The sequence below is a fragment of the uncultured Mucilaginibacter sp. genome (assembly GCF_937859865.1).
Taxonomy (GTDB): domain Bacteria; phylum Bacteroidota; class Bacteroidia; order Sphingobacteriales; family Sphingobacteriaceae; genus Mucilaginibacter_A.
On sequence record NZ_CALMAT010000160.1, the window covers coordinates 1 to 23,880 of the forward strand.

A 23,880-nucleotide genomic window follows, 5' to 3' on the forward strand; every position below is an offset into this window, starting at 1 on the left:
TGTATGGGCAGTTTGGCTTTAGTCCTTGGAAGAATCACGACCGATGGATGGAAATTTTCCAGCCGCAACAACAAAAGCCGGAGGAATTTGCATGAACATCAAAAGAATGATTATAGAAGGCGAAGGCGTTACGCAGGATTTTAAAAAAACCATTACCAGCTCAGAAAAGATTGCTAAAACGTTGGTTGCTTTTGCCAATAACAAAGGCGGACGTTTACTCATTGGTGTTTTGGATGACGGCACGATAAAAGGTGTAAAATCGGAAGACGAAGAAAAATACATGATCAACCGTGCGGCTACTTTTTTTTGCCGGCCAGTTTTGGAACCAACTTTCGAGGAAGTTTATGTAGATGATAAATTGGTTTTGGTGGCCGAAGTTGCACCAAGCGACACGAAACCGCATTATGCTTTGGGCGAAGACGGCAAGTGGTGGGTTTACATCCGCATTAAAGATAAAAGTATGCTGGCCAGCAAAATTGTGGTGGAAGTTTTAAAGCGTTCCAACAATGTTGATGGTGTGCTGATCGAGTATTCTTCCAAAGAAAAAGCACTGCTGGAATATTTGCATTTGCAGGAACGCATCACTGTAAAAGAATACTGCGAAATGCTAAATTTAAGCCGGAGGCGTGCGCAACGCATTTTGGTAAATTTGGTGCTTTCAGGCGTAATCCGCGTGCATACCAACGAAAAAGAGGAATATTATACAGCTTCCTAAGAAGTTTTGGGTTGTAAGTTGCCTGTTGTGAGTGCTTTGTCATTTTAACCACAGGGAGAAATCCTCTTTCAACTTATACTCCTTTTATCAACCTAAAATCGAAAAAGATTGATCGCTTTAAAGAAAATTCTTCCCTTCGGGTCGGAATGACAAAATCAACCCAATGCTTCTTTTATCACCCATTTTTTTGTAAACGTTTTTTACCAATATGCATTCGCTGACGGCTGAAAACTGATTGCTTAAAGCTGACACCTAACCCAATGAAAAATCCCTTCGCCCTTTACCAACCTTTTTACCGCGATAATTTACGGCTGGCCATTCCGGTCGTGATTTCGCAATTGGGGCAGGTGCTGGTGCAAACTTCGGATAGCATTATTGTTGGCCAGTTTGCCGGGACAACCGCTTTGGCCGCCGTTTCTTTAGTCAACAGTGTTTTTATTGTGATTTTGGTGATCGGGATTGGCATTGCTTACGGTTTAACGCCTTTGATCGCGCAGGAAAACGGACGGGAGAATTATCAGGCCTGTGGTAAACTGCTTTCGGGAAGTTTAACCATCAATATTATTTCCGGTGCGATACTGTTTTTATCGGTATATTTTGGGTCTGTGTTCGCACTAAACCACCTCGACCAGTCGCCGACCGTTATCCGCGAAGCAAAACCATTTTTAGTGCTGATGGGCTTTTCCATCATTCCGCTGATGGTTTTTAACACGTTTAAACAGTTTGCCGAAGGATTGGGCTTTACCAAACAAGCTATGATGATTTCCATTTGGGGAAATATCCTGAACATTTGCTTGGGGATTATTTTTGTAAAAGGCTTGTTTGGCGTGGCACCGATGGGCATTCGCGGCGTAGGTTTAAGCACCGTGATAGACCGAAGCGTAATGGCCATCGTCATCAGCTTTTACGTTTTTCGGTCAAAGCATTTTAAAAAATACCTTTCCGGCTTTCAATTGTTCAAATTCAGCAAAAGTATTTTCAAACGCATACTGGCCATCGGCGCGCCGGTTGCCATCCAATATGCTTGCGAAGTTAGCGCGTTTAGCGGTGCCGCCATTATGATCGGTACGATTGGCGCGGTAGAACTGGCGGCGCACCAGGTTGCCATCAATCTTGCTTCCATCACGTATATGATGGCCAGCGGTATTGCCGCCGCTGCAGCCATTCGTTCCGGCAATTACTTTGGCGCTAAAAACTACGCTATGCTTCGTTTATCGGCCATTTCCAGTTACCACATCGTAATTGTTTTTATGAGTTGTACCGCAATCATTTTCGCGCTTGCAAACAACCTCATTCCCTGGATTTATACCACCGACAAAAACGTAATCGCTTTTGCCGCCCAACTGCTTTTGATTGCCGCCTTGTTCCAGCTTTTTGATGGCACGCAGGTAGTTGGTTTAGGTATTTTGCGAGGAATAGGTGATGTAAGCATTCCAGCTTTTATCACCTTTATCGCTTACTGGGTTATCGGTTTGCCCGTCGGTTATTTCCTCGGCATCAAACTAAACCTTGGCGTTACAGGCATTTGGTACGGACTAACGCTTGGGCTGGTGGTTGCTTCTCTCCTGCTTTATTTCCGCTTTAATTATTTCAGCAAAAAGCTGAGTATTAATAGAACTGCTGTTCAAACTGAAGTATAAGAAGTATAATAAGCAAAAAAACAATTGTTAATGATTGTTAAATAATCAGGTGCGAATCCACAAAATTATATCTTTATTAAAAGATTATGAAGAAAACACTACTCTACTTTTTGCTTCTTACAAGCTTTTTATCTTTAAGTAAAGCTCAAAATATAAAATCTAAAAACTCGCCTAAAGATTTTGGTTATACTGTTTTTACTATTAAAGGAAGCAAAGACAGCATTCATTTTATTGTTAGCGACACCACTTTTAAGACTAAAAAACCAATATTCCTTTTTAGTCAGGGTTCTTATCCAACAGCACTGTTTTGGAAGGAAGATGCAACGCATACATGGCAGCAATTCATTCCTTTTGAGTATAAGCAGTATCTGGAAGACTATAATTTTGTAATTATTTCAAAACCGGCTATTCCTGTTTTTGCTTACACTGCCGATAAAAACTATTTTTATGTTGACCCTGTAGCTAAAAAGATTCCCCAGGAATATTACGACAAAAGTTATCTTGATTATTACGTGGCACAAGCAAACGATGTTATTGATTACCTCGTTAAACAAAGTTGGGTTGATCGGTCAAAAATAATAATCGCCGGGCACTCTCAAGGCAGTAAAGTAGTTTCAGTAGTCGGAGCTATTAATAAAAACGTTACACACGTAATTTATCTTTCTGGTAATCCCATAGGAAGATTTGATCAAAACATCAGACAGCTTCGAAGAGATGCCTTGTTAGGAAATAAATCGTCGGAAAAAGCTCAAGATGAAATCAACAAATTATATTTGGAATGGAATACAATCTATAAAAATCCAAATGATACACATAGTAGCGGAGGTGATACTAATAAAGCATGGATCAGTTTTTCTACGCCAGAATTAAATAACATTACAAACATAAAAGTTCCTTTGTTTATTGCATATGGAACAAAAGATATTACATCAGATTATTGCGATTTGCTTCCAATTGATTTTGTTAGAGTTGGAAAAAGTAATTTCACTATGAAACCTTATTTAGATTGTGATCACAATTTTAATAGAACCACTTATGATAAAAACGGCAAAAAACTTTCTACTGAAGCACTGTGGAATAGCGTTGCGAAAGACTTTTTTAATTGGATTAAAGAGCAACCATAGGACTTTACTCTTCTCTCCTGCTTTATTTCCGCTTTAATTATTTCAGCAAGGTGCTGCAAAAAACAAAAAATACAGAAACCTTTGTTTAAAAAGTTTCTGTAAGATTTATAGCTTGTTTAAATTTTATCCAAATATTTTCATGCTTCTTTTACCGTATAAAAATCATTGTCTTTTTATGGTTTCTGTACCGGTAAAATATCAAAACACAGAATTTACAGGCATAAAAGAAGCACTATAAGTTTTTAGGATAGCAATTTAAACAGGCTCTTATTTAAAAGCCAGTTTAATCCGTTCAGGAATAGTTGAGGAAAATGTTTTGGCACGTTTTTTAATTTCCTCACGTCTTTTTTCTTGTTTAAACTTTTCAACGCGGTCTACAACGGCTTCCCGTGTAGCTACATTGTATTTTACCATCGCCTGTTCAATCGAAACCAAACCTGCGTTAATCTCTTTAACCATTTTTTTCATTTGATTTTCACGCATCAACGTGGCCATCATATATAAATTTTGCATAATACTTTCAATCTAATGATAACAGCTCTTCGTAAGCCGTTTTATTCTTTTACGTAGAACGATCAAAAAGGTTGCCAATATTATTAAGCAATTAATTATTTAATATTAAATTGATATTAAAATTACATATTTGTTGATGATTTATCAAAAATACAAATCAACTGCAGTTTTATACGTGTTGCAATGCGCATCAACAATATCTTTAATATCTGTAGAATAACCGCCGCCCATACTTACCTGGACAGGTATTTGATTTGCCTGACATAATTGCAGTACAAATTCATCGCGCGCTTTGCAGCCTTCTTTGGATAAAGCCAATTTCCCCAATTTATCTGTCGCCAACACGTCCACGCCGGCGAGGTAAAAAATGAAATCAGGTTTAACTTCCTTGATTAACTTTGGCAATGCTTCTTTTAACAGCATAAAATAAGCGTCGTCTTCGATTCCGTCGGGCAGCGGGATATCCAAATCAGAGCGTTCTTTTCGGTACGGAAAATTGTTGGCGCCATGCATCGAAAACGTGAATACTTTAGGTTGATGTGCAAATATTTCGGCCGTTCCATTTCCCTGGTGTACATCCAAATCAACAATCAAAACAGATTTGGCCAATGCTTCTTTTAGCAGGTAATTTGCGGCAATCGCCTGGTCGTTCAGCATACAAAAACCTTCGCCCCAATTGCTGCCAGCGTGGTGCGTGCCACCAGCAACATTAAAAGCAATACCGTTTTGAAAAGCGAAATGGCAGCCATCAATCGTCCCCTGTGCAATCCGGATTTCGCGTTCTACCAATTGTGCCGATAAGGGAAAACCGATACGCCGCTGTTCTTTGGCGGGCAAAGTCAGGTCGCGTAGTTGGTGCCAGTAATTTTCGTCATGCGTCCACAATATTTTATCTTCCGAAATTGGTTTTGGGGAAAAGATATTTTCTGCCAAAATTACGCCTTCATGCAGCAATTGCGCCGGAATCAGTTCGTACTTCAACATTGGGAAACGATGGCCGGGCGGCAAAGGATGTGCGTAGATGGGATCGAAAGCGATTTTCAGCATAAAAATCAAAGGATCGAAACGCCTTCTTGTTGTGTTAATTTTTGTTTTGTAGTAGCTTTACTTCATGAAACAAATCAAACCAAAAGCACTTTTCATCTATTTTACAATTGTAACACTTTCTATGTTTATACTTAACGTTCTCTTTAAAATTTACACGTTAAAGCAAAGCATCATTCCAAGTATCTTTTCGGGTTTGTTGGCTACTTGTTTCTTTTACTTTTTTATTAAATTAAAACTTAAACGCGATAGCAAATTGGAGCAGGAAGAAGACTAATGGTTTTGCCTAATGCTTCTTTTACCACATAAAAAAAGGTGAACCTAAAAGCCCACCTTTTTACAAATCATAATACTGCGCTTACAATTGTATTTTTCCGTGATCGCCCTGATCATAACGTCCACCGGTAACAATAGCTTTTAACATTTGGAAACCAACTACCATTTTGCTGGAATTGCTGTCCCAATATTCCGCTTCTTGTGTATCAACTTTTAACAATGTCAACTTAGGATCATCAATTCCATCTGGAAAAAACGCTTTGATAATTGGATTCCAAAGCTCTTTCATTTTTTCCTTATCATCCACTAAAGAAGCTGTTCCTTTAATACTCAAATAAGTATTGTTGCTTGGGTTTGAATACGTTACCACTACTTTGTTTTCGTGCGAAACTTCATCTACTTTGGAAGAATATTCGTTGGTAAAAAACCAGATGTTGCCTTCATCGTCCACTTTCGCAGTTCCCATTGGCCGGGCGTGGATTTCGTGGTTTTGGTTTACGGTTACCAGCATGGCAATCCGTACATCTTCTATCTTATCTTTTAAAAATTTTATTTGATCTGCTTTTGGTTCTGTGCTCATAATATCTGAATTTATATAAGCTTAACCCAAAACCTGCGATTTTGATTTAAGCATTATCGGTTTGGTTTGCTCACGTACAGATTTCCCTTCACATAAAAACGATAAGGCAACAGCGCATCTTCTTTGGCATAAGCAACACCAACACGCGGAACCGCAGCAATTTCATCTTCGGGGAACACTAAACCGCGATCTTCAATCCAAATTTCCTCGCTCAAAAAACTTAAACTATTCATTTTTCGGGAAATTCCTAAAGCTTTGGCAACAGAACCCGGGCCGGCAGTTAGGTTGTTTTTGATGGAAGCCATATTCCTCCTTTCCAACATCAAATCAATGCCTTCAGTTGGATGGATGGCGCGGATTAAAACAGCGTGCGGTTCGCCTTCAGTAGAAGTTACCACATTTAGCATCTCGTGAATGCCATAACACAAATAAACATAAGCAATCCCGCCAGCCTCGTACATGGTTTTGGTTCGATTGGTTAAACGGTTGCCAAAAGCGTGGGAAGCTTTATCAATAATACCTGCATAAGCTTCGGTTTCTACAATAAAACCACCGCTGATTTCGCCGTTGATATTGGTGAAAAGATATTTTCCCAGCAAATTTCGCGCAATTTGTGTTACTTCTTTTACCTGGTAAAAATCAGTGGACAACTTCAAAATTGTAATATTTTTACGATTTGCTCCAAATATTTAACGTCTGTTTCGTCAAACTCGTTCAACTCAGAACTGTCCGCATCCAGCACGCCAATTACATTTTCTCCCGCAAAAACCGGCACCACAATTTCTGATTTCGACAAAGAGCTACAGGCAATATGTCCGGGAAAAGCGTCCACATCAGGCACAAGCAGCGTTTTTGCTTCGGCCCAGGAAGTTCCGCAAACGCCTCGTCCTTTTTCAATTCGCGTGCAGGCAACCGGTCCCTGGAAAGGCCCTAAAACCAATTGTGCTTCTTTTACCAGGTAAAATCCTACCCAAAACCAGTTGAACTGTTGTTTTAAAGCAGCCACGATATTGGCCAAATTGGCAATTAAATCCGGTTCGCCTTGCAGCAAAGCTTCAATTTGCGGAATCAGTGCTTCGTATTGTTCCTGTTTTGTTCCGCTTTGCGTGATGGTTAAATCTTCTGCCATGGCGCAAAGTTACAGAACGCGCTGTCATACCGGTGTCGGAATGAAAAACATTTGAAAGCCTCCGCAAAATTTATCGTTAATTCGCTTGCTATGATCGTGAGTTTAACCATCGTCCGTTACCCGAAAGCATTTGTCCCGCTGGCGCTAATGGCAATGGCGATACTTCGTTTACCCCTATATTTTCAGCGTAAATGTTCTTTTTATAAACTGATGGGCAGTGGCAAAAACGGCACTTTCGATTTCCACCCCGATTGGCAGCAATGGGCTTTGCTGGCCGTTTGGGAAGATGAGGAAAGTTTCCACGCTTTTGATCAAAACTCTTTTATCTCCAAATGGTGGAAAAAATTAACCGCCGAAAAATGGACGGTTTTGCTCGAACCCATTCAAACACATGGCAAATGGGACAAGCAGGAACCTTTTGGCCAGCCCAACTTAACCGATTACGTAGGGCCGGTTGCCGTTTTAACCCGTGCTACCATCAACCTAAACCGCTTAAAAAACTTCTGGCAAAATGCAGCAAAAATTGCTTCGATCATGGCTGCTGCGCCGGGTTATATCACTTCGATGGGTGTTGGCGAAGATCCGTTTCGTCATCAGGCAACTATTTCTTTTTGGAAAGATTTGGAAGCTGTAAAAAACTTTGCCTACCGCTCGCCGCAACATGTGGAAGTAATTAAAAAAACCAGAAGCGAAAACTGGTACAGCGAAGAACTTTTTGCCCGTTTTATTCCTTTAAAAGCCTGGGGCACGCTGCGCGGAAAAAACCCGTTGGCAGGTTTTGTAAAAGATGTTTCCGCAAAAAGCGATGCTTCTTTTACCGGCTAAATTTCAGTATCAAATTATTTTTAAACTATTTATATGCGTGTTATTGCAGAATTGCCACATCCGGAATTTAAAGTTTCTATTTTTTATATGAACGGCAAGTTCATCACCAAGTTTGAAAAAGGCGTTTTTGAACAAACTTACAAAGTGGCAGAAATGGATTTGACCGACGGCGTAAACAGCGTTTTTGAACTGCTGGACGAAGACTTTATGAAAACCGTTGCCAAACGTTTTGAAGAAATGCTACAAGATTTTAGGGCAACTTATAAAAAGTATAATTAGACTTTTGCTGTCGTTTGGATCAAAACGAAAACAACTACTTCGTTTCCCCAAATTCCTTAATTTCCGGATGTGCCTGCCCGTTGTGACAAGTGTTACAATTAACGGCCGCCATCGCCATCATGCCGTCTTCGCCTTTTTTAGCATGAAAAAACTTTTTGTTGATCTTGCCGGTCATGGTAAACATTTGGCGTGCCATTTCTTTTTCGGGTTTGGCATCGCTTGCAAAATTTAATTTACGCGGGTTATCGGCAGAAGCGGCATGGCAAAAATTGCATTTTACGCCTAAAGCGCTTTTCCACTCATCCATCACTTTGCCCAGATTTTCTTTGCTGATGTTTTTGGGCAGCACTTTTAAATTGCGTTTCGGCTGGGCAGCGGTTTCCTGCAAATTTGCCGAGGCGCCCATGGCGGCAACGGCAGTGATCAACAAAGAAAATATAATCGTTTTCGGCTTAATCATTTTGAACGGGATTTGGTGAAGCAAGATAAAGATTTATCGGAAGAATAAAAACCGGCAACAAAATTATCAGAAAACGAATGGCGCAAACACAATAGTTTAATTTAAAAAACCGCAACAATTGATGCAGGAAAAACTGCTTTAAACTCCTATCATTGCCCGTATGAAAGCTCTTGTTTCCTTGCTATCCTTCGGCATACTGTTTTTACCGGGTAAATTTAGTTATTGTCAGCAAAACCCTAAATCTGCAACTGATTCTACCGCCATTAAAGCAATTAACGCTGTTAGTTTAGGCAAGCGGATTGAAGTTTTGGCTTCCGATGATTTTATGGGAAGAAAACCTTTTACCGCCGGCGAAACCAAAACCATCAATTATTTGCAGCAGCAGTTTAAGCAAATGGGCTTGAAACCGGGCAACGGCAACAGCTATTTTCAGGATGTGCCGATGGTGGATATTGCTTCGAAAGCTGCCGGCCCGCTATTAATTAAAGGTAAAAACGGTACCCTCAGCCTAAATACGTTAGAAGATTTTGTAGCTACCACTCGCCACGTGCAAAATCAGGTTCAGGTTTCAAATTCTGAAATGATTTTTGCCGGTTTTGGAATTGTTGCGCCAGAATATAACTGGAATGATTACGCCGGATTGAACGTAAAAGGTAAAACGGTTGTGGTGATGGTAAATGATCCGGGCTTTTACGACAGCAAGCTTTTTAAAGGTAAAAACATGACTTACTACGGCCGCTGGACGTATAAATACGAGGAAGCGGCACGTCAAGGCGCGGCAGCTTTGTTGATTATCCATGATACGGCACCGGCAAGTTATCCCTGGACAGTCGTTCGAAACAGCGGTTCCAAATCAAAATTGTATTTGCAAACTGCGGACAATGGAAAATCAAGGGCTTTGTTGGAAGGCTGGCTCACGCAGGAATCAACAAAAAAGCTGTTTAAACTGGCAGGCATTTCAGAAGAGGTAATGGAATCTGCCAAAAAACGGGGTTTTAAAGCGGTTAACTTAGGTTTGGATGCTTCTTTAACTTTAAATATCACCACAAAAAAATCTACTTCGCATAATGTTGTCGCCGTTTTGCCCGGAACCAAACTTGCCAATGAATACCTGGTTTACTCGGCGCATTGGGACCATTTTGGTATCGGCGAAGCGGTAAAAGGCGATTCTATTTATAACGGTGCAGTTGATAACGCCACCGGAACTGCGGGTTTGCTTACTTTGGCCGAAGCTTTTTCTAAGCTGAAAACCAGACCAGAACGGTCAATACTGTTTTTATCGGTAACTTCTGAAGAACAAGGTTTGCTGGGTTCAGAATATTACACCACGCATCCGATTGTCCCTCTAAAACAAACCGTTGCCGATATCAACATGGATGTTTTGAACACGTACAGCCGGACGAAAGATTTGGTTGTGGTAGGTTTCGGGCAATCAGAAATGGACGAATACGCCAAACGTTCCGCAGCGAAACAAGGCCGCATCATTACGCCCGAGCCTGATCCTTCCGGCGGCTGGTATTACCGTTCCGATCATTTTAATTTTGCCAAAGTTGGCGTTCCGTCTTTGTATCCCGAAGCTGGTGTGGATGCGATTGGCCACGGGGAAGCCTGGGGAAAAGCCAAAGCGGCCGATTACACCAAAAACCGCTACCATTCGCCTTTTGATGAATACGACCCGAAAACCTGGGTTTTCTCTGGCATGGTAGAAGATGTGCGTTTGTTGTTTGATGTGGGAAATACGCTGGCCAACGAAGCAGTTTTTCCAAAATGGAAAACCGGATCAGAATTTAAAGCCGTAAGGGAAAAGTACAGAAGCGCGAAGTAAGCCATGCTTCTTTTACCGCCTATTTTTCATTAAAAGGCGACTTTTAATTATTTTTAGTTTTGACAAAACCAATCCTCGTTATCAAATTTGGTACGGCTTCCATCACCCAAAAAAATGGTGAATTGGACGAAACTGTGTTGGCAGAAATTGCACGGCAAATAGCACAATTGCACGAAAAATACAACATCGTGTTGGTTTCTTCGGGTGCGGTTGGCGCGGGCAAACATTTTATCAAAAATTACAGCGGAACCATTAGCGAACGAAAAGCGGCCGCGGCAATCGGCAACCCGTTGTTGTTGAGCAGGTACGCATACTTCTTTTATCCCTATAAAATCAGTATCGCGCAAAGTTTATGCGAGCGGACACATTTTTCTAACCGGAAACAGTTTTTGCAGTTGAAGAAAACGTATGAAGAACTGTGGGCGAACAACATCATCCCCATTGCAAACGAAAATGATGTGGTGAGCGATTTGGAACTGAAGTTTTCGGACAACGATGAACTGGCTACGCTGATTGCCGTTGGTTTTGGCGCTTCGCTATTGCTGTTCAGCACTTCTGTTCCCGGTGTTTTGGATGCGGATGGAAACGTTGTCCCGAAGATTGAAGCCATTGATAAAAACGCCTTGTCTTTGGCCAACAAAGAAAAATCTGCTTTAGGTTTGGGCGGGATGGTTTCTAAGCTGACCTTTGCAAGATTGGCCACACAAATGGGCATTAAAGTAATAATTTTTGGTATCCGAACGGAAGATGGCATACTGAACGCCATTCAGGAAAAAACCGGGACGCTCTGTTTGCCCCAAGCTTGCAACATCCCGGCACGAAAAAAATGGCTGGCCAGCGGCAGTTTGGTTACGGGGCGGTTGCAGGTTGATGCAGGCGCACAACAAGCTTTGCAAAACGGAAAAAGTTTGCTGGCCGTAGGCGTTACTGAAATTGTGGAGAAATTTGAAAACGGCGAAGTAGTTGAAATTTTAGACGGGCAAAACCAGGCCATTGCCGTTGCCCGCGCGCGTGTTGCTTCGGATGAAATTTTGCTTCACCAAAAAACAGAAAAAGTTACGGTGGCACATGCGGATGAAATTGTGTTGTTATAAATAAATTGGATTTAACGTTCTTTTTCTTTGATGAAAAAGAACCAACGAAATCAAGACAAACCCGATCCCTCCGGGCGTTTTGCCGGGCCTTCCCGCACCTGGGCGGCTATCTGCCACTTCGGGATGCCTGGTTGTTATCTTGCGTTGTTGATGGCTGTTTTTTCTAATGCTTCTTTTACCGGTATAAATTAGGTGGGATTGAAAAGAAAGTTTTTGTTTTTTTATCGTTGCCAGGGCCGCATGCAAGGTAGCCGCCCAGGTGCGTGGGGTTGAATGCCGCCCGGAGGCGATCCGGCATTCTTGATTTTTTGGTTCTTTTGTATCAAGACAAAAGAACGTAAAAACAGCAATCTAAGGTTGCGAAAAAATTAAATTGAGGTATGGAAACCATCCAAACGATATTGCAAAATACAATTAAGGCCAAGCGTTCCATCAGCAAAATAGCTGATCAGGAAAAGAAACTCTTGCTCGAAAAATTAGCGCAGCAAATCAAAGCTTCTACCCAGGAAATTATCCGCGAAAATCAAAAAGATTTAAACCGGATGGATGATGCCGACCCGAAAAAAGACCGGCTGTTGTTGAACGAAAACCGCATCCATAATTTGGCCGAGAGTGTGCTTGCGGTTTCTTTGCTCACCGATCCCACCAACCGGCTTTTGTCCGAAAAAACTTTGCCCAACGGTTTGTTCATCCAACAAAAAACCGTTCCGCTGGGTGTTGTCGGTATTATTTATGAGTCGCGGCCAAACGTAACCATTGATGTTGCCGCCTTGTGCATCCGTTCGGGCAATGTTTGCGTGCTGCGCGGCGGCACCGATGCTTCTTTTACCAATGTTTTTTTAGTGTCGTTGATCCGAAAAGTACTGGAAGATTTCGGCCTGGATCAAAACATCGTGCAGCTTTTGCCAACCGACCGCAAGTTTATTATGGAAATGCTCACGGCCGTAAAATACATTGATGTCATCATTCCGCGCGGTTCGCAGCAATTGATCAATTACGTACGCGAACATGCCAAAGTTCCGGTTATTGAAACCGGTGCCGGCGTTTGCCATACTTATATTGAACAAACGGCCGACCTGGAAAAAGCCGCCGCCATTGTGGTGAACGCCAAGGTTTCGCGCCCGTCTGTTTGCAATGCGCTGGATACGATTTTGGTGGATGAAAGCATTGCCGAAAAACTACTGCTAAAAACAGCATTGCAATTAAAGGAGTTTCAGGTAGAGGTTTTTGCTGACGAACGCGCTTATGCGATCCTTAAAAACAACAATTACCCCTACTTGCAGCAAGCAAAACCGGAAGATTTTGGCCGCGAGTTTCTCGACTATAAATGCTCGGTAAAAACAGTATCCGGTTACGAAGAAGCACTGGAGCACATCGAAAAGTATTCCTCCAAACATTCGGAAGCGATTATTTCAGAAGACCAAAACCTGTGTGAAGCCTTTTTAAATGAAGTAGATGCCGCAGCCGTTTACGCCAATGCTTCCACCCGTTTTACCGATGGCGGCGAATTTGGTCTGGGCGCCGAAATTGGTATTTCTACCCAAAAACTGCACGCACGCGGACCGTTTGCTTTAGAAAAATTGGTTACGGAGAAATGGATTGTGCGTGGTGATGGGCAGGTGCGGTAGGAAGTGGGATTGGATTTTGGGTTACAAATTTAGTTCTACAGGATAATTAAAAGAATTCGTTTAATTACCATTCCCTAATTTTTAAACTAAACCCTTATATTTATACCATGGCAACAATGACATTGCAAGTTCCCGAATTACTCGAAAAAGAACACGATGAAACCGTTCGTTTGATTGCAGCTAAGTTGTATGAATCGGGCAAACTATCTTTAGGTCAGGCGGCAGAAATGTGTAGCATGAAAAAGTGGGACTTTGCTGAAATCCTGATTAATTATGGTGTTCATTATTTTGATGTTAGTGCTGCTGCAGATTTAGATGACTTCAAACATTCCTTCGGAAAATAAAACTGTAATAACAGATACCAGTTGTTTTATTTTGCTGGATAAAATTAACGCACTTGATATATTGCATCATTTGTTTTCAATGGTATATACTACTCCGGAGATTGCAAAAGAATATGGCAGCCCTTTACCAAACTGGATAATTATTCAAGCCGCAAATCAAACTTTACAAGAAGAATTTTATCAGTATGTTGATCCGGGTGAAGCGAGTGCTATTGCTTTAGCTTCAGAAGTTTCCTGCGATTACATCATTTTGGATGACTTAGCAGCGCGGAAATTAGCTAAAAAACTGGGCTTAACCATCATGGGTACTGTAGGTGTATTGTTAAGTGCTAAACAAAAAGGCATTGTACCTTTATTTCGTCCTTACCTTGATTTGATTCAACAAACCAACTTTAGGTTGTCTCAGCAATTAGCTGAGGAATTTATCAGAGCAGCAGGCGAATAAAGAGAACAATTGGGCTGGCATTTTGAATACGGATTAACAGATGAAAGTTAAATTTTATCTATAAAAGAAGAGTTTATCTTTTCATAAACTGAATCGAAAGGTAAATGGTATTCTTTTGGTTGATGCAGTTGCTAGGGATTTAAATGAATTAGCGGAGAAGTTGGGTGTGGAGAAATTGAAAGAAATTTAATACAATTTTTGAATTAGAAATCCTTAATATGGAGCAATTTATTTTTTAAAAAAATTAACTTATGCTGAATAATGAAATTATTGTTAAAAGGTTATCGTTAATAAAATACCTCTATAAAATTGGTCTTGACCAGTCTAAACAATCAGAAACAGTTGCTTGGCTTTCAATTCTATCACTTCATGATAGCATAGAAATGTTTCTAAAGTTAGTAGCAGAAAATCAAAACATTAAGTCAGATTCTTTTAATTTTCTTGATTATTGGACAAGTGTTCCAACGTTAACTTTAAAAGAATCAATGCGTAATCTTAATGCAAGGAGAGTTAATATTAAACATAAAGGATTACTACCTTCAAAAAGTGATATTGAAATCACCAGAGTAAATGCAAAAGATTTTTTTGAACAAAATACTCTACCCTTATTCAACATAGATTTTGATAGTATTTCTTTATTCTCCTTAATAATTTATGAGCCGGTTAAGAAACTTCTTGAATCAGCCCAAATAGCACTTGATGAAAATAGGATTGAAGACTGTATAGAATCTGCTGCCTTTGCCTTTGATGAATTATTGTTCTCTTACGAGGGTTCTAAGACCAGTTATCATGGTCATTCGCCTTTCTATTTTGGTAAAAGTTTACGTTTTTCAAGCTCCTTTTCTATGAGAAATAATGGTAAGGATTTAGTTGGGCCAGAAATGAGCAAATTTGTTGATTCAGTTAAAGAATCGATAGGAGAAATTCAGAAGGTATTAAAAATAATTAGTTTTGGAATTGATTACAAAAAGTACACTAAATTTCAACTTCTTAGTCCAACAGTTAGAAGAACTATGGATGGAAAACAAATTGCCCGGCTTTCTGGTGAAAGAAAATGGCATAAAGAAAATTGTCAGTATTGCATAGACTTTGTTTTAGATAGTACTTTGAATCTTCAGAATTTTGATTTTGATATTAATGAACTTGTCGAGATAAAAGAACCTGTTTGGTCTGTAATTCCAAAACTTAATGATCAATAGCCGTACTACAAAACAAAAAAGGTGCAATCTAACTCCGATCACACCTTTCCTATTTTACCTCGATAAAAGAAGCATACACTTTCTTACTTAATCCCCATAAACAACCTACTCCACCTAATTTTGTGCATAAAAGAAGCATTCTCGTCCCAACTCATCCAAACAAATAAGGCTTTGCCTACAATGTGGTCTTCGGGTACAAAACCCCAGAAACGGCTGTCTAACGAGTTGTGGCGATTGTCGCCCATCATCCAGTAATAATCCATTTTAAAGGTGTACTGGTTAGTTTTGGTGCCGTTGATGTAAATATCGTTGCCTCTTTTTTCCAGCTTGTTGTTTTCGTACAATTTAATCGCACGTTCGTAAATCATATAATTGGTAGAATCCAGTGTAACCGTCCAGCCTTTTTTAGGGATGATAATCGGGCCGTAATTGTCCACGTTCCATTTCAGTTTGGTATTGTGTGGAAAAACCTGCAAATCGGCCTGACCAGGCGGCTGAATGTATGGCGCAATGTAAGTGATGTTGGAATAGGATTTTAACGTCGGCACGCTTTCTCGTGGCATGATCCACTCTAAATCAGTTGCGTTAACTTGTCCGTGCGAAGGATCAATATGCAAATCGTACAAAACCTGCGGGTTCAGTTCCTGTCCGTTGGTACGCACCAAGTAAGAAGTCTGACTTTCCGGCGGCGTTTCTGCTGCTTTTCCGTTTACATAAACCTGAGTGTTGATTAGTTTTAATGTATCGCCCGGCGTTCCCTGGCAACGTTTAATGTAGTTTTCGCGCTTATCAACCGGGCGGTATAAAGGCGAATCGGCGTCCATCGGATAATTAAAAACAACCACATCACCTTTTTTAACATGGCTGAATCCCGGCAAACGGTAATAAGGCAATTTCACGCCATCCCAATAGGATTTTATGTCGAACAAAGGCATGGTATGATGGGCAAACGGAAAAGAAACTGGCGTCATCGGTGTGCGCGCGCCGTAATTGACCTTGCTTACAAACAAGAAATCGCCAACCAGCAGCGAGCGTTCCATCGAAGGCGTTGGAATGGTAAATGCTTCGATAAACAAACCACGGATTAAAGTGGCGGCAATCACGGCAAACACAATCGCATCAACCCATTCGCGCGTGGCACTTTTCTTATTTTTCTTGGTTTCGGCAGCAGGTTTGTTCCAGAATCTCCATTTCATTGTTTTTATTTATGATGGCGAAAGTACTGTTTTTAGGCGTTAAAATTAAACAGATCGGCGGCTGTAAAGAAACCTTTACGGTCTTTAATCCACTCGGCAGCCAGCACCGCACCCAAAGCAAAACCAGAGCGGTTGTGGGCGGTATGTTTAAACTCGATGGTATCCACTTCCGAATCGTAAACCACGGTATGCGTACCCGGAACATTTTCAATCCGGTGCGATTCGATCAGCAATTGATTTGGCGTAATGGTAACGGGCGAAGCATCATCAACCTGACCTGAAACTACATTTGCCCATGCTTCTTTTACCGGCATATTTTCGATGATGCCTTCGGCGATGGTAATGGCCGTACCGCTTGGCGCATCCAACTTTTGGGTGTGGTGGATTTCTTCTACCTGAACTTCGTAATCCGGGAAACGGCTCATCACCTTGGCCAGCATTTTATTGATGTGGAAAAAAATATTCACGCCAACACTAAAATTGGAAGCATAAACCAGCGAAGCATTGCGCTGCAAACATTCGCTTTTTACTTCCTGCAAGTTTTCGTACCAACCGGTTGCGCCAACCACAACCGGAATGTTTGCTTCAAAACAAAGCGCAACATTATTTAAAACCGTGTGTGGCGTACTAAATTCAATCGCAACTTCTGCTTTTTGCAGGTTTTCTACCGTTAATTCCTGTAAGTTATGATGATCAATTTTCAGAACGATTTCGTGTTTGCGCTCCAGGGCAACCTGCTCGATCATCTTGCCCATTTTTCCGTATCCGAGTAAAGCTATTTTCATTTTTTTGAGTAGGTATGGGGTGCGAGGTATCAGCTATCAGCCCCCTGTAAATTTATCTATTTTAATGATGGTTTAAAGTCGGTTGCAAAAGCTCATACCTGAAACCTCTTACCTGAAACCTCACTTCATCCTCACCGTTACTTTCAATCCGGGAACAAAACCGCCGTAAGCATAAGTTGGCGAACTGAGCATGGTTGGCGTAACCTTAAAACCTAAGTTGTTGTCCATTGTGTACGAATGCTGGAATTTGGCCGCGATATAAGCATCAATCGCTTGTATTCCCCAAAAAGCAACGGTGCCGATGATGGTTAAATCCCGATTGCGGTGGTAAAAATCTTTAAAAACAATGATCGTCGCATTTTGACCATTGTAAATAGGATCTACATTTCCTCCAACAGCTTGGAGTTGAGCAACTTTTAAATATTTCTTGTAATTAGTCTGAGCTACATAGTACGAATAACCCAAGCCAACAAACCCGCCATAAATAATCGGCAATTTCCAGTATTGCCGGTTATAAATCTGCCCTAATCCCGGAAATATCAAAGATTTAATAACTGCTTTGTGCGGGCTATGCGTACTGTCCGGGTGGTAAACTTTATCTTTTGGCTGCTCGTTTTTGGGTTTGAAAGGCGATAAAACAGTTGTGGTATCGCCGTCAATACTTACCGTATCGCGGCGGTTTTTGCGCGGTTTTTTTTGAGCGTGAAGCACCTGTGCACAAAAAAATAGCAGTAAAAGAAGTATCAGGGATTTGCGCATGTTACCAGTCGAGCATTTCCAATATGCGGTTCAAATCATCTTCCGAAAGAAAAGGAATTTCGATGCTGCCTTTTCCGTTTTGCCCGACTTTTAATTTTACTGGTGAATTGAATTTAGAAGCCAAATCAGACTGTATCTTTTGTGCCTGAAAAGAAGGTTTATTTGTTGGTTTGCCGATACTGTTTTTAGCAGGTGTTTTTTGGAGTTCGCGCACCAGTTCTTCTACTTTGCGCACCGATAACCCTTTTTCAATAATTTGATGATGAATGAAAAGCAGTTTCGCCGCATCTTCCACATTTACCAAAGCCCGCGCATGGCCCATCGTAATTTGCCCGTCGCGGATGGAAGATTGTACAGCCGGCGGCAATTTTAACAAGCGCAAATAATTGGTAACTGTCGAACGGTTTTTGCTTACGCGCTCGCCCAATTCGTCTTGCTTTAAATTGCATTCGTCAATCATCCGTTGAAAACTCAAAGCCATTTCTATCGCGTTCAGGTTTTCCCGCTGGATATTTTCGATCAAAGCCATTTCCAGCATTTGCTGATCGTTTGCGGTACGCACGTAAGCCGGAATTTCCGTTAATCCCGCCAATTTAGAAGCACGCAAACGGCGTTCGCCGGAGATCAACTGGTAAGAACGAGGGCCGGTTTTACGAACAGTAACCGGTTGGATCAAACCCTGAACGGAGATAGAATCGGCCAGTTCCTGCAAAGCTTGCTCGTCAAATTCAGTGCGCGGTTGAAAAGGGTTCACCTCAATCTCATTGATTTTTATGGCATTAACAGATTTTAATCCTTCTGTTTCCGGCGCAGCAACAGCCGGGCTTGTTTTTTTTGCAACCGTTCCGTTTACATATTCCGAATCGTTTAACAAAGCGCCCAAGCCTCGTCCTAATGCGTTTCTTTTGTCTGCACTCATTTGCTCCCTACTTTTTTCAGCTTCACGTCTTCTTCTTTCACCATGCCGTTGTTGCGCAAAATTTCGCGGGCCAAATTCAGGTAATTGATGGCGCCTTTGCAAGTTGCATCGTGCATAATTACCGACATGCCGAAACTTGGCGCCTCGCTTAAACGCGTATTTCGCTGGATGATCGTATTAAAAACCAAGTTCTCAAAATGCGTGCGCACTTCTTCTACCACCTGGTTGGATAAGCGCAACCGCACATCGTACATCGTCAGCAAAATACCTTCGATATCCAAAGCCGGGTTTAAACGGTTTTGTACAATTTTAATCGTGTTCAGCAGTTTGCCTAATCCTTCCAACGCAAAATACTCACATTGAACGGGAATGATAACCGAATTTGCAGCCGTTAAAGCATTAATCGTGATCAAACCCAGCGAAGGCGAGCAATCCACAATAATAAAATCATACTGGTCTTTGATCTTTTCCAGCACCGCTTTCATTTTATACTCGCGGTTAGTCAGGTTGATCATTTCGATCTCCGCTCCCACTAAATCAATATGCGCCGGCAATAAATCCAGGTTTGGCGTTTCCGTTTTTTGGATGGCTTCGGCCGGTTCTATATCGTTGATGATACACTCGTAAATGCTGTTTTTGATTGTCCGCGGATCAAAACCGATACCAGATGTTGAGTTTGCTTGCGGGTCTGCATCTACCAGCAGGGTTTTATATTCTAACACCGCTAAACTTGCTGCCAGGTTAATGGAAGAAGTAGTTTTGCCTACACCGCCTTTCTGGTTAGCCAACGCGATTATTTTACTCATTGATAGTCCTCAATATATAAATTACAACGTAAATTTTGTGCCGTAAAAGAAGCATCGTGCTACAAGCAATGCTTCTTTTATGCCTATTTTTTTACTGGTGCAAGATACCTACATTTTTACAATTTGTAAGCCCTCATGTTTCCACAACCAACCGTGTTTCTTAAAGAATTTATGTGGATAAGTTTGCTGTAACATTATAACGTTGCAATAGGGCTTTTATCTTAACGGCTACAACTTTTACGCTGATTTAACCAAATCGTTTAAACTATTAATTAAAAGTGCTGTTATGCAACACATACACTAAACGATAAAATTATGACAAACGGCGTTTTTGAAGCAGGCGAACGGGTAATGACCAAAGATGGCGAAGGAAAAGTGAACAAAAGCCAGGAAAAAAAAGAAGACCACATTGAGGTGAAATTGGATACCGGCGAAATAAAAACCTATCCGCCAGCAGAAGTTTCGGATGATGCCGATGCGGGATAAAATTGGAAATGGAAGAAGATAAAGAAGGTACTTTTACCACATTGAAAGGCTATAAGCTTTTTATTTTGCTGATTTTTTTGCTGCTGGTTTTGGGGATTGGCTACTGGCTGGTTAAAAGGCGCGCGCTAAATTCTACCGAAGTGCGGAAGGATGGCGTGTTGCGGCAGTTAGATCAGCGGACGAAATAAAAACTTACCTTAGAGAGGAATAAGGAAAACTTTAACTTTATCCTATTAATATTTCATTCCCAAACCGATACTTGCCCATGCTCACCATTATTGCCGGCACTAACCGGCCAAACAGCAGTACTTTAAAATTAGCCGGATATTACCAAAAAAAGCTGTTAGAAAAAGGCGTTGAAGCAGCAATTTTATCTTTAGAAAGTTTGCCGGATAATTTGCTGAAAACTGATTTGTACGGAAAACGCAGCGAAGCCTTTAAACCCATACAGGCACAAATTGATGCTTCCGATAAATTCATTTTTATCATTCCTGAATACAACGGCAGCTTTCCCGGCGCATTAAAAGTTTTGATGGATGCCTGCGATTTCCCAGCAAGCTTTTTTGATAAAAAAGCAGCATTGGTTGGCATTTCTTCAGGTAAATATGGCAACATCCGCGGCGTTGATCATTTTACCGGCGTTTGCAATTACTTGAACATGCACGTGTTTTCGCTCAAATTGCATATTCCTTTTATTCGAAAAGAAATGGATGCGGAGAACAATTTAACGCAGGAAGACACAATCAAATTCACCGAAGAACAAATGGACAGGTTTTTGAAGTTTTAGGTTGAAAGCTTTTGATGCTTCTTTTATCGTATAAAAATCAAGCAACTGATGTTTTCAATTTTTTGGCTAAAGCCATTCGCTTATCTGCTTTAACCACGGCCTAAAGGCCGTGGCAATTTATATTACAGTTGTAGCAAAAATATTTTAGCGAAATTTGATTTTTTAAATTGCTACGGCCTTTAGGCCGTGGCTTACAAAGCTTAACATTGGCTTTAGCCAAACCTCATCAACTCAAAAATTGAAATCTTTTTTATAGAACAGATAAAATCAAAACCCTCTTACTTCCCATTAATTGATTTTGCCACCACAAATGCCGCAGCCGCTGCCAACGCACCAATCACCACCACTTTTAAAGCACCCGAAAACGCAGCCTGGCCGGTAACTTTACTTTTAAAATAACCAAAAACAAACAGGCAAAGTACGGTTACCGCGCAAGAATAATACAAAGCCACACTGGATTGCGCAATAAAAAAATAAGGCGATAAAGGAATAATACCGCCGACAATATAAGAAAAGCCGATGGTCAAAGCACTTTGCCTTGCCCGGTTGGCTTCCGGTTTTTCCAGTCCCAATTCATAGCGCATCATAAAATCCACCCATTTGTGGGTGTCTTTAGCCATTTCGTCGGCCACCTGGTTTTGCAATTGCGGCGATAAACCAAAACCGGCAAATACTTCTTTTACCTCTGCTTTTTCCTGTTCGGGCACGCGGGCAACTTCGTCGTATTCGCGTTGCAGTTCGGATGCGTAATGGTCAGCTTCTGTTTTTCCGGCCAAAAATCCGCCCAGGCCCATGGCGATAGAACCGGCCACAATTTCCGCAATGCCAGCCGTGATGACAATAGCAGAAGAATTGACCGCGCCGCTTAAACCGGCAGCCAAAGCAAACGGAACCGTTAAACCGTCCGACATGCCGATCACAATATCCCGGATGGTATCCGAGCTGCGTAAATGTTTTTCGTGGTGCTGCATTTATAAAAGTAAAAACGTTTTGGGAAGTTGCACCGTGCTAATTGTTATTTGGGATTGGTCTTGATTTAGGAAAAATTGATTACTTTGACTTTCTTTTAATTTCAGAAAAAACAACATGAAAAATAGCTTTTTGATCCTTCTGCTTACATTGGTTGTAACCGGATTTTATGGCTGCAACGGAACCGGAAAAACAGCTTCGGGCGATAGCATAGCAACAGCAGCATCTACAAAACAACCGATTGATACGGCAGATGCAAGGTTAGCAAAAGACCTTTCCATATTTTGCAACAGCCAGGTTGAAGCAGCAAAACTGGCCGAAACCAAGGCTTCAACCCAAAAAGTAAAAAATTTTGCCAAGCAAAACGAACAGCTTTACACGCAATTAAGCAATCACTTGAATCAAATTTCAGAAAGTTATAATATTAAGTTACCGGCAGAACCATCAGCAACTGCACAAAAAAACCTGCAAGATTTAAAAGAAATTAAAAGTTCATCTTTTGATCACGCTTACTTGTTGCAAATGTTAAAAGATCACAATGCTACGATTCGGGAATACAATGCCGCAAAAAACATCCAATGCATTCCGCTCAAAATGTTTGTGGGCAGTAACCAGGCCGCGATTATTAAACAGGCTTATGCGATTTCGGATTTGAAGGATAAAACGCCGTAATCAATACTTGTTCAACTGCTATATTTTTAAAACTTAGGGCCTGTTTAAATTTTATTCCGATGTATTCTATGCTTCTTTTACCACATAAAAATCATTGGTTTATTACACTTTCTGTACCAATAAAGCTTTTATAAATAGAATTTATAGGCATAAAAGAAGCATTATAAATTTATATGATAAAAATTTAAACAGACTTTTAATAATTCTGCTTTTTCAAATTCTGCATGTTACCAATAAAAGCGATTTATTCTATAATTTGGCTATCTGTATTTACCGATAAATAAAGAAACTTGTTTAATAATTATGTTCCGATACGAAGAATATCAGATAAGGAGAGAACTATCAGTATTTATTAAAAAACTTTGGACACTAAATAACCTGACTAATTCTTCACCGGTACTTAATAAATCGGTGTTGCCAAATGGCTGCTTTAACCTAGCGTTTATACAAGGACCTGGATTGCAAATTAAGCATCAAAACATAGATAAGCTCTTGCCAGCAGGCGTTTATTTTTGCGGACAGATGACCGAAGCGCTAAGTGTTAGCATCGAACCATTTACCAAGGCAACAATGGTTCAACTTTACCCATGGACGCCCATACATTTTCTATCTGCTAATCTAAGCCTTTATACCGACCAAATTGTGCCCACCACTGATATGGGTTTTGTGCCTTTTGACAAATTGAAGATTGTAGAAGGTTTAACCCATACATTGATTTGCCGTCAGGTAATAGCAGCCTTTAACCCTTTGTTAAATTTTAGTACAGCCAGCTCTTTAATTACAAGAGGCACCCAAATGATGATAAATACCCATGGGAATACAACTATTGCAGAAGTGGCCACTACCCTAAATTGCTCGGTGCGATACCTGCAAAAGTTATTTAAAACATCTATTGGTTTAACCCCTAAACAGCTCGCTGTTATTATCAAGCTGCGTGATGCAGTAGATGATATTGCTTATCCTGGAACCGGCAGTGTTACGCTAACCAGACTGGCATTGACCAATCAGTTTTACGACCAAGCGCATTTTAACAATACCTTCCAGACTATCGTAAAGACTTCACCTACTAAATTTCACGTACCCGACTATTTTTTATCATTTAAAAATTAAGCTACCTGTTCGCATTTTTCCAATTACCGTTCAAACAGCAATTCTACCTTTGGCAGTATATATTTATACTGTTATCATGAACTTAGCATACACGGGCCTTATTAAGAAAAATGTTTTATCCAAATACAAGTTATTAAAAAAGATGGGCTATGCCGTTTTGATAACTGCAACTATAGTGGCCAGCCATTCGGTCCGGGCGCAGGTCAGCACTTCCTCAGAAGCTGTTTAAAAACGGTTTAACATAGTTTTTATGGAAGATAAATGTACCATA

31 protein-coding genes are annotated in these 23,880 nt (G+C 40.8%); 19 read left to right on the top strand and 12 right to left on the bottom strand.

What is annotated here, in order from left to right; translation table 11 throughout:
- Positions 1-91 precede the first annotated feature (91 nt).
- The 3 genes from Q0192_RS17265 to Q0192_RS17275 all read left to right on the top strand — a co-directional run bounded on the left by Q0192_RS17265 (position 92) and on the right by Q0192_RS17275 (position 3,479).
- On the top strand, positions 92-715 hold the full coding sequence (locus Q0192_RS17265; RefSeq protein WP_299291464.1) for an ATP-binding protein: 624 nt from the start codon (positions 92-94) through the stop codon (positions 713-715).
- Between the two features lie 260 nt (positions 716-975).
- Positions 976-2,355: an MATE family efflux transporter gene (locus Q0192_RS17270; RefSeq protein WP_299291466.1), complete on the top strand. Its 1,380-nt coding sequence runs from the start codon at positions 976-978 to the stop codon at positions 2,353-2,355.
- An 86-nt stretch (positions 2,356-2,441) separates the two neighbouring features.
- Complete coding sequence (locus tag Q0192_RS17275) at positions 2,442-3,479, top strand: alpha/beta hydrolase family protein (protein ID WP_299291469.1); 1,038 nt, start codon at positions 2,442-2,444, stop codon at positions 3,477-3,479.
- Positions 3,480-3,746: 267 nt separating this feature from the next.
- Here Q0192_RS17275 and Q0192_RS17280 read toward each other — a convergent pair whose 3' ends face one another.
- Both Q0192_RS17280 and Q0192_RS17285 read right to left on the bottom strand, forming a co-directional pair.
- Positions 3,747-3,992, bottom strand: a complete 246-nt coding sequence (locus tag Q0192_RS17280; RefSeq protein WP_299291471.1) for a hypothetical protein — start codon at positions 3,990-3,992, stop codon at positions 3,747-3,749.
- A 144-nt stretch (positions 3,993-4,136) separates the two neighbouring features.
- The gene (locus Q0192_RS17285) at positions 4,137-5,039 is read right to left on the bottom strand and encodes a histone deacetylase (protein ID WP_299291473.1); all 903 of its coding nucleotides are present in this window, start codon (positions 5,037-5,039) and stop codon (positions 4,137-4,139) included.
- A 64-nt stretch (positions 5,040-5,103) separates the two neighbouring features.
- Here Q0192_RS17285 and Q0192_RS17290 point away from each other — a divergent pair, with 64 nt between their 5' ends.
- The gene (locus Q0192_RS17290; protein WP_299291475.1) at positions 5,104-5,313 is read left to right on the top strand and encodes a hypothetical protein; all 210 of its coding nucleotides are present in this window, start codon (positions 5,104-5,106) and stop codon (positions 5,311-5,313) included.
- Between the two features lie 81 nt (positions 5,314-5,394).
- Here the strand turns inward: Q0192_RS17290 and Q0192_RS17295 are convergent, their stop codons facing one another.
- The 3 genes from Q0192_RS17295 to Q0192_RS17305 are packed head-to-tail and all read right to left on the bottom strand — an operon-like array spanning position 5,395 to position 7,021.
- Positions 5,395-5,892, bottom strand: a complete 498-nt coding sequence (locus tag Q0192_RS17295) for a pyridoxamine 5'-phosphate oxidase family protein (protein ID WP_299291477.1) — start codon at positions 5,890-5,892, stop codon at positions 5,395-5,397.
- Between the two features lie 53 nt (positions 5,893-5,945).
- Positions 5,946-6,548, bottom strand: coding sequence for a DNA-3-methyladenine glycosylase (locus tag Q0192_RS17300; RefSeq protein ID WP_299291479.1), 603 nt, complete (start codon positions 6,546-6,548; stop codon positions 5,946-5,948).
- The gene (locus Q0192_RS17305; RefSeq protein ID WP_299291481.1) at positions 6,545-7,021 is read right to left on the bottom strand and encodes a GAF domain-containing protein; all 477 of its coding nucleotides are present in this window, start codon (positions 7,019-7,021) and stop codon (positions 6,545-6,547) included. Before Q0192_RS17305 ends, Q0192_RS17300 begins: the two co-directional genes overlap by 4 nt.
- Positions 7,022-7,111: 90 nt before the next feature.
- On the opposite strand from Q0192_RS17305, the gene Q0192_RS17310 reads away from it, so the two are divergent.
- Positions 7,112-7,846: a DUF3291 domain-containing protein gene (locus tag Q0192_RS17310; protein WP_299291483.1), complete on the top strand. Its 735-nt coding sequence runs from the start codon at positions 7,112-7,114 to the stop codon at positions 7,844-7,846.
- Between the two features lie 33 nt (positions 7,847-7,879).
- On the top strand, positions 7,880-8,125 hold the full coding sequence (locus Q0192_RS17315) for a hypothetical protein (RefSeq protein WP_299291485.1): 246 nt from the start codon (positions 7,880-7,882) through the stop codon (positions 8,123-8,125).
- 34 nt (positions 8,126-8,159) lie between these two features.
- On the opposite strand, the gene Q0192_RS17320 is transcribed toward Q0192_RS17315, so the two are convergent.
- Entirely contained in the window at positions 8,160-8,585 is a 426-nt protein-coding gene (locus tag Q0192_RS17320; RefSeq protein WP_299291487.1) for a c-type cytochrome, read from the bottom strand.
- 160 nt (positions 8,586-8,745) lie between these two features.
- Between Q0192_RS17320 and Q0192_RS17325 the strand changes: the two genes are divergently transcribed.
- The 7 genes from Q0192_RS17325 to Q0192_RS17355 all read left to right on the top strand — a co-directional run bounded on the left by Q0192_RS17325 (position 8,746) and on the right by Q0192_RS17355 (position 15,120).
- A complete protein-coding gene (locus tag Q0192_RS17325; protein WP_299291489.1) occupies positions 8,746-10,410 on the top strand; it encodes a M28 family metallopeptidase in 1,665 nt (554 codons plus the stop codon).
- Positions 10,411-10,469: 59 nt separating this feature from the next.
- On the top strand, positions 10,470-11,504 hold the full coding sequence (proB, locus tag Q0192_RS17330; RefSeq protein WP_299291491.1) for a glutamate 5-kinase: 1,035 nt from the start codon (positions 10,470-10,472) through the stop codon (positions 11,502-11,504).
- A 30-nt stretch (positions 11,505-11,534) separates the two neighbouring features.
- A complete protein-coding gene (locus tag Q0192_RS17335) occupies positions 11,535-11,696 on the top strand; it encodes a hypothetical protein (RefSeq protein WP_299291493.1) in 162 nt (53 codons plus the stop codon).
- Positions 11,697-11,884: 188 nt separating this feature from the next.
- On the top strand, positions 11,885-13,132 hold the full coding sequence (locus tag Q0192_RS17340; protein ID WP_299291495.1) for a glutamate-5-semialdehyde dehydrogenase: 1,248 nt from the start codon (positions 11,885-11,887) through the stop codon (positions 13,130-13,132).
- 107 nt (positions 13,133-13,239) lie between these two features.
- Positions 13,240-13,476 (top strand): UPF0175 family protein, encoded by a 237-nt coding sequence (locus Q0192_RS17345; protein ID WP_299291497.1) that lies wholly within the window; start codon positions 13,240-13,242, stop codon positions 13,474-13,476.
- The gene (locus tag Q0192_RS17350; protein WP_299291499.1) at positions 13,448-13,921 is read left to right on the top strand and encodes a DUF3368 domain-containing protein; all 474 of its coding nucleotides are present in this window, start codon (positions 13,448-13,450) and stop codon (positions 13,919-13,921) included. Before Q0192_RS17345 ends, Q0192_RS17350 begins: the two co-directional genes overlap by 29 nt.
- A gap of 251 nt (positions 13,922-14,172) precedes the next feature.
- Positions 14,173-15,120 carry a hypothetical protein gene (locus Q0192_RS17355; RefSeq protein ID WP_299291501.1) on the top strand — a complete coding sequence of 316 codons (948 nt, stop codon included), beginning with the start codon at positions 14,173-14,175 and terminating at the stop codon, positions 15,118-15,120.
- A gap of 83 nt (positions 15,121-15,203) precedes the next feature.
- Here the strand turns inward: Q0192_RS17355 and lepB are convergent, their stop codons facing one another.
- The 5 genes from lepB to Q0192_RS17380 form a co-directional block, all read right to left on the bottom strand.
- On the bottom strand, positions 15,204-16,316 hold the full coding sequence (lepB, locus tag Q0192_RS17360; protein ID WP_299291503.1) for a signal peptidase I: 1,113 nt from the start codon (positions 16,314-16,316) through the stop codon (positions 15,204-15,206).
- Positions 16,317-16,348: 32 nt separating this feature from the next.
- Entirely contained in the window at positions 16,349-17,101 is a 753-nt protein-coding gene (dapB, locus tag Q0192_RS17365; RefSeq protein WP_299291505.1) for a 4-hydroxy-tetrahydrodipicolinate reductase, read from the bottom strand.
- 120 nt (positions 17,102-17,221) lie between these two features.
- On the bottom strand, positions 17,222-17,860 hold the full coding sequence (locus Q0192_RS17370) for a DUF5683 domain-containing protein (protein WP_299291507.1): 639 nt from the start codon (positions 17,858-17,860) through the stop codon (positions 17,222-17,224).
- Between the two features lies 1 nt (position 17,861).
- A complete protein-coding gene (locus tag Q0192_RS17375; RefSeq protein WP_299291509.1) occupies positions 17,862-18,779 on the bottom strand; it encodes a ParB/RepB/Spo0J family partition protein in 918 nt (305 codons plus the stop codon).
- Entirely contained in the window at positions 18,776-19,585 is an 810-nt protein-coding gene (locus Q0192_RS17380) for an AAA family ATPase (protein ID WP_299291511.1), read from the bottom strand. Before Q0192_RS17380 ends, Q0192_RS17375 begins: the two co-directional genes overlap by 4 nt.
- A gap of 315 nt (positions 19,586-19,900) precedes the next feature.
- On the opposite strand from Q0192_RS17380, the gene Q0192_RS17385 reads away from it, so the two are divergent.
- The 3 genes from Q0192_RS17385 to Q0192_RS17395 all read left to right on the top strand — a co-directional run bounded on the left by Q0192_RS17385 (position 19,901) and on the right by Q0192_RS17395 (position 20,858).
- Entirely contained in the window at positions 19,901-20,071 is a 171-nt protein-coding gene (locus Q0192_RS17385) for a hypothetical protein (protein WP_299291513.1), read from the top strand.
- Positions 20,072-20,079: 8 nt separating this feature from the next.
- A complete protein-coding gene (locus Q0192_RS17390; RefSeq protein WP_299291515.1) occupies positions 20,080-20,259 on the top strand; it encodes a hypothetical protein in 180 nt (59 codons plus the stop codon).
- A gap of 77 nt (positions 20,260-20,336) precedes the next feature.
- Complete coding sequence (locus tag Q0192_RS17395; RefSeq protein WP_299291517.1) at positions 20,337-20,858, top strand: NAD(P)H-dependent oxidoreductase; 522 nt, start codon at positions 20,337-20,339, stop codon at positions 20,856-20,858.
- 278 nt (positions 20,859-21,136) lie between these two features.
- Here the strand turns inward: Q0192_RS17395 and Q0192_RS17400 are convergent, their stop codons facing one another.
- Positions 21,137-21,829 carry a VIT1/CCC1 transporter family protein gene (locus Q0192_RS17400; RefSeq protein WP_299291519.1) on the bottom strand — a complete coding sequence of 231 codons (693 nt, stop codon included), beginning with the start codon at positions 21,827-21,829 and terminating at the stop codon, positions 21,137-21,139.
- Positions 21,830-21,944: 115 nt separating this feature from the next.
- Here Q0192_RS17400 and Q0192_RS17405 point away from each other — a divergent pair, with 115 nt between their 5' ends.
- The 3 genes from Q0192_RS17405 (at position 21,945) to Q0192_RS17415 (ending at position 23,838) form a co-directional block, all read left to right on the top strand.
- Entirely contained in the window at positions 21,945-22,499 is a 555-nt protein-coding gene (locus Q0192_RS17405) for a DUF4142 domain-containing protein (protein WP_299291522.1), read from the top strand.
- A 303-nt stretch (positions 22,500-22,802) separates the two neighbouring features.
- Positions 22,803-23,609 (top strand): DUF6597 domain-containing transcriptional factor, encoded by an 807-nt coding sequence (locus Q0192_RS17410; protein ID WP_299291524.1) that lies wholly within the window; start codon positions 22,803-22,805, stop codon positions 23,607-23,609.
- Between the two features lie 76 nt (positions 23,610-23,685).
- Positions 23,686-23,838, top strand: coding sequence for a hypothetical protein (locus tag Q0192_RS17415; RefSeq protein WP_299291526.1), 153 nt, complete (start codon positions 23,686-23,688; stop codon positions 23,836-23,838).
- The last annotated feature ends 42 nt before the right edge of the window (positions 23,839-23,880 follow it).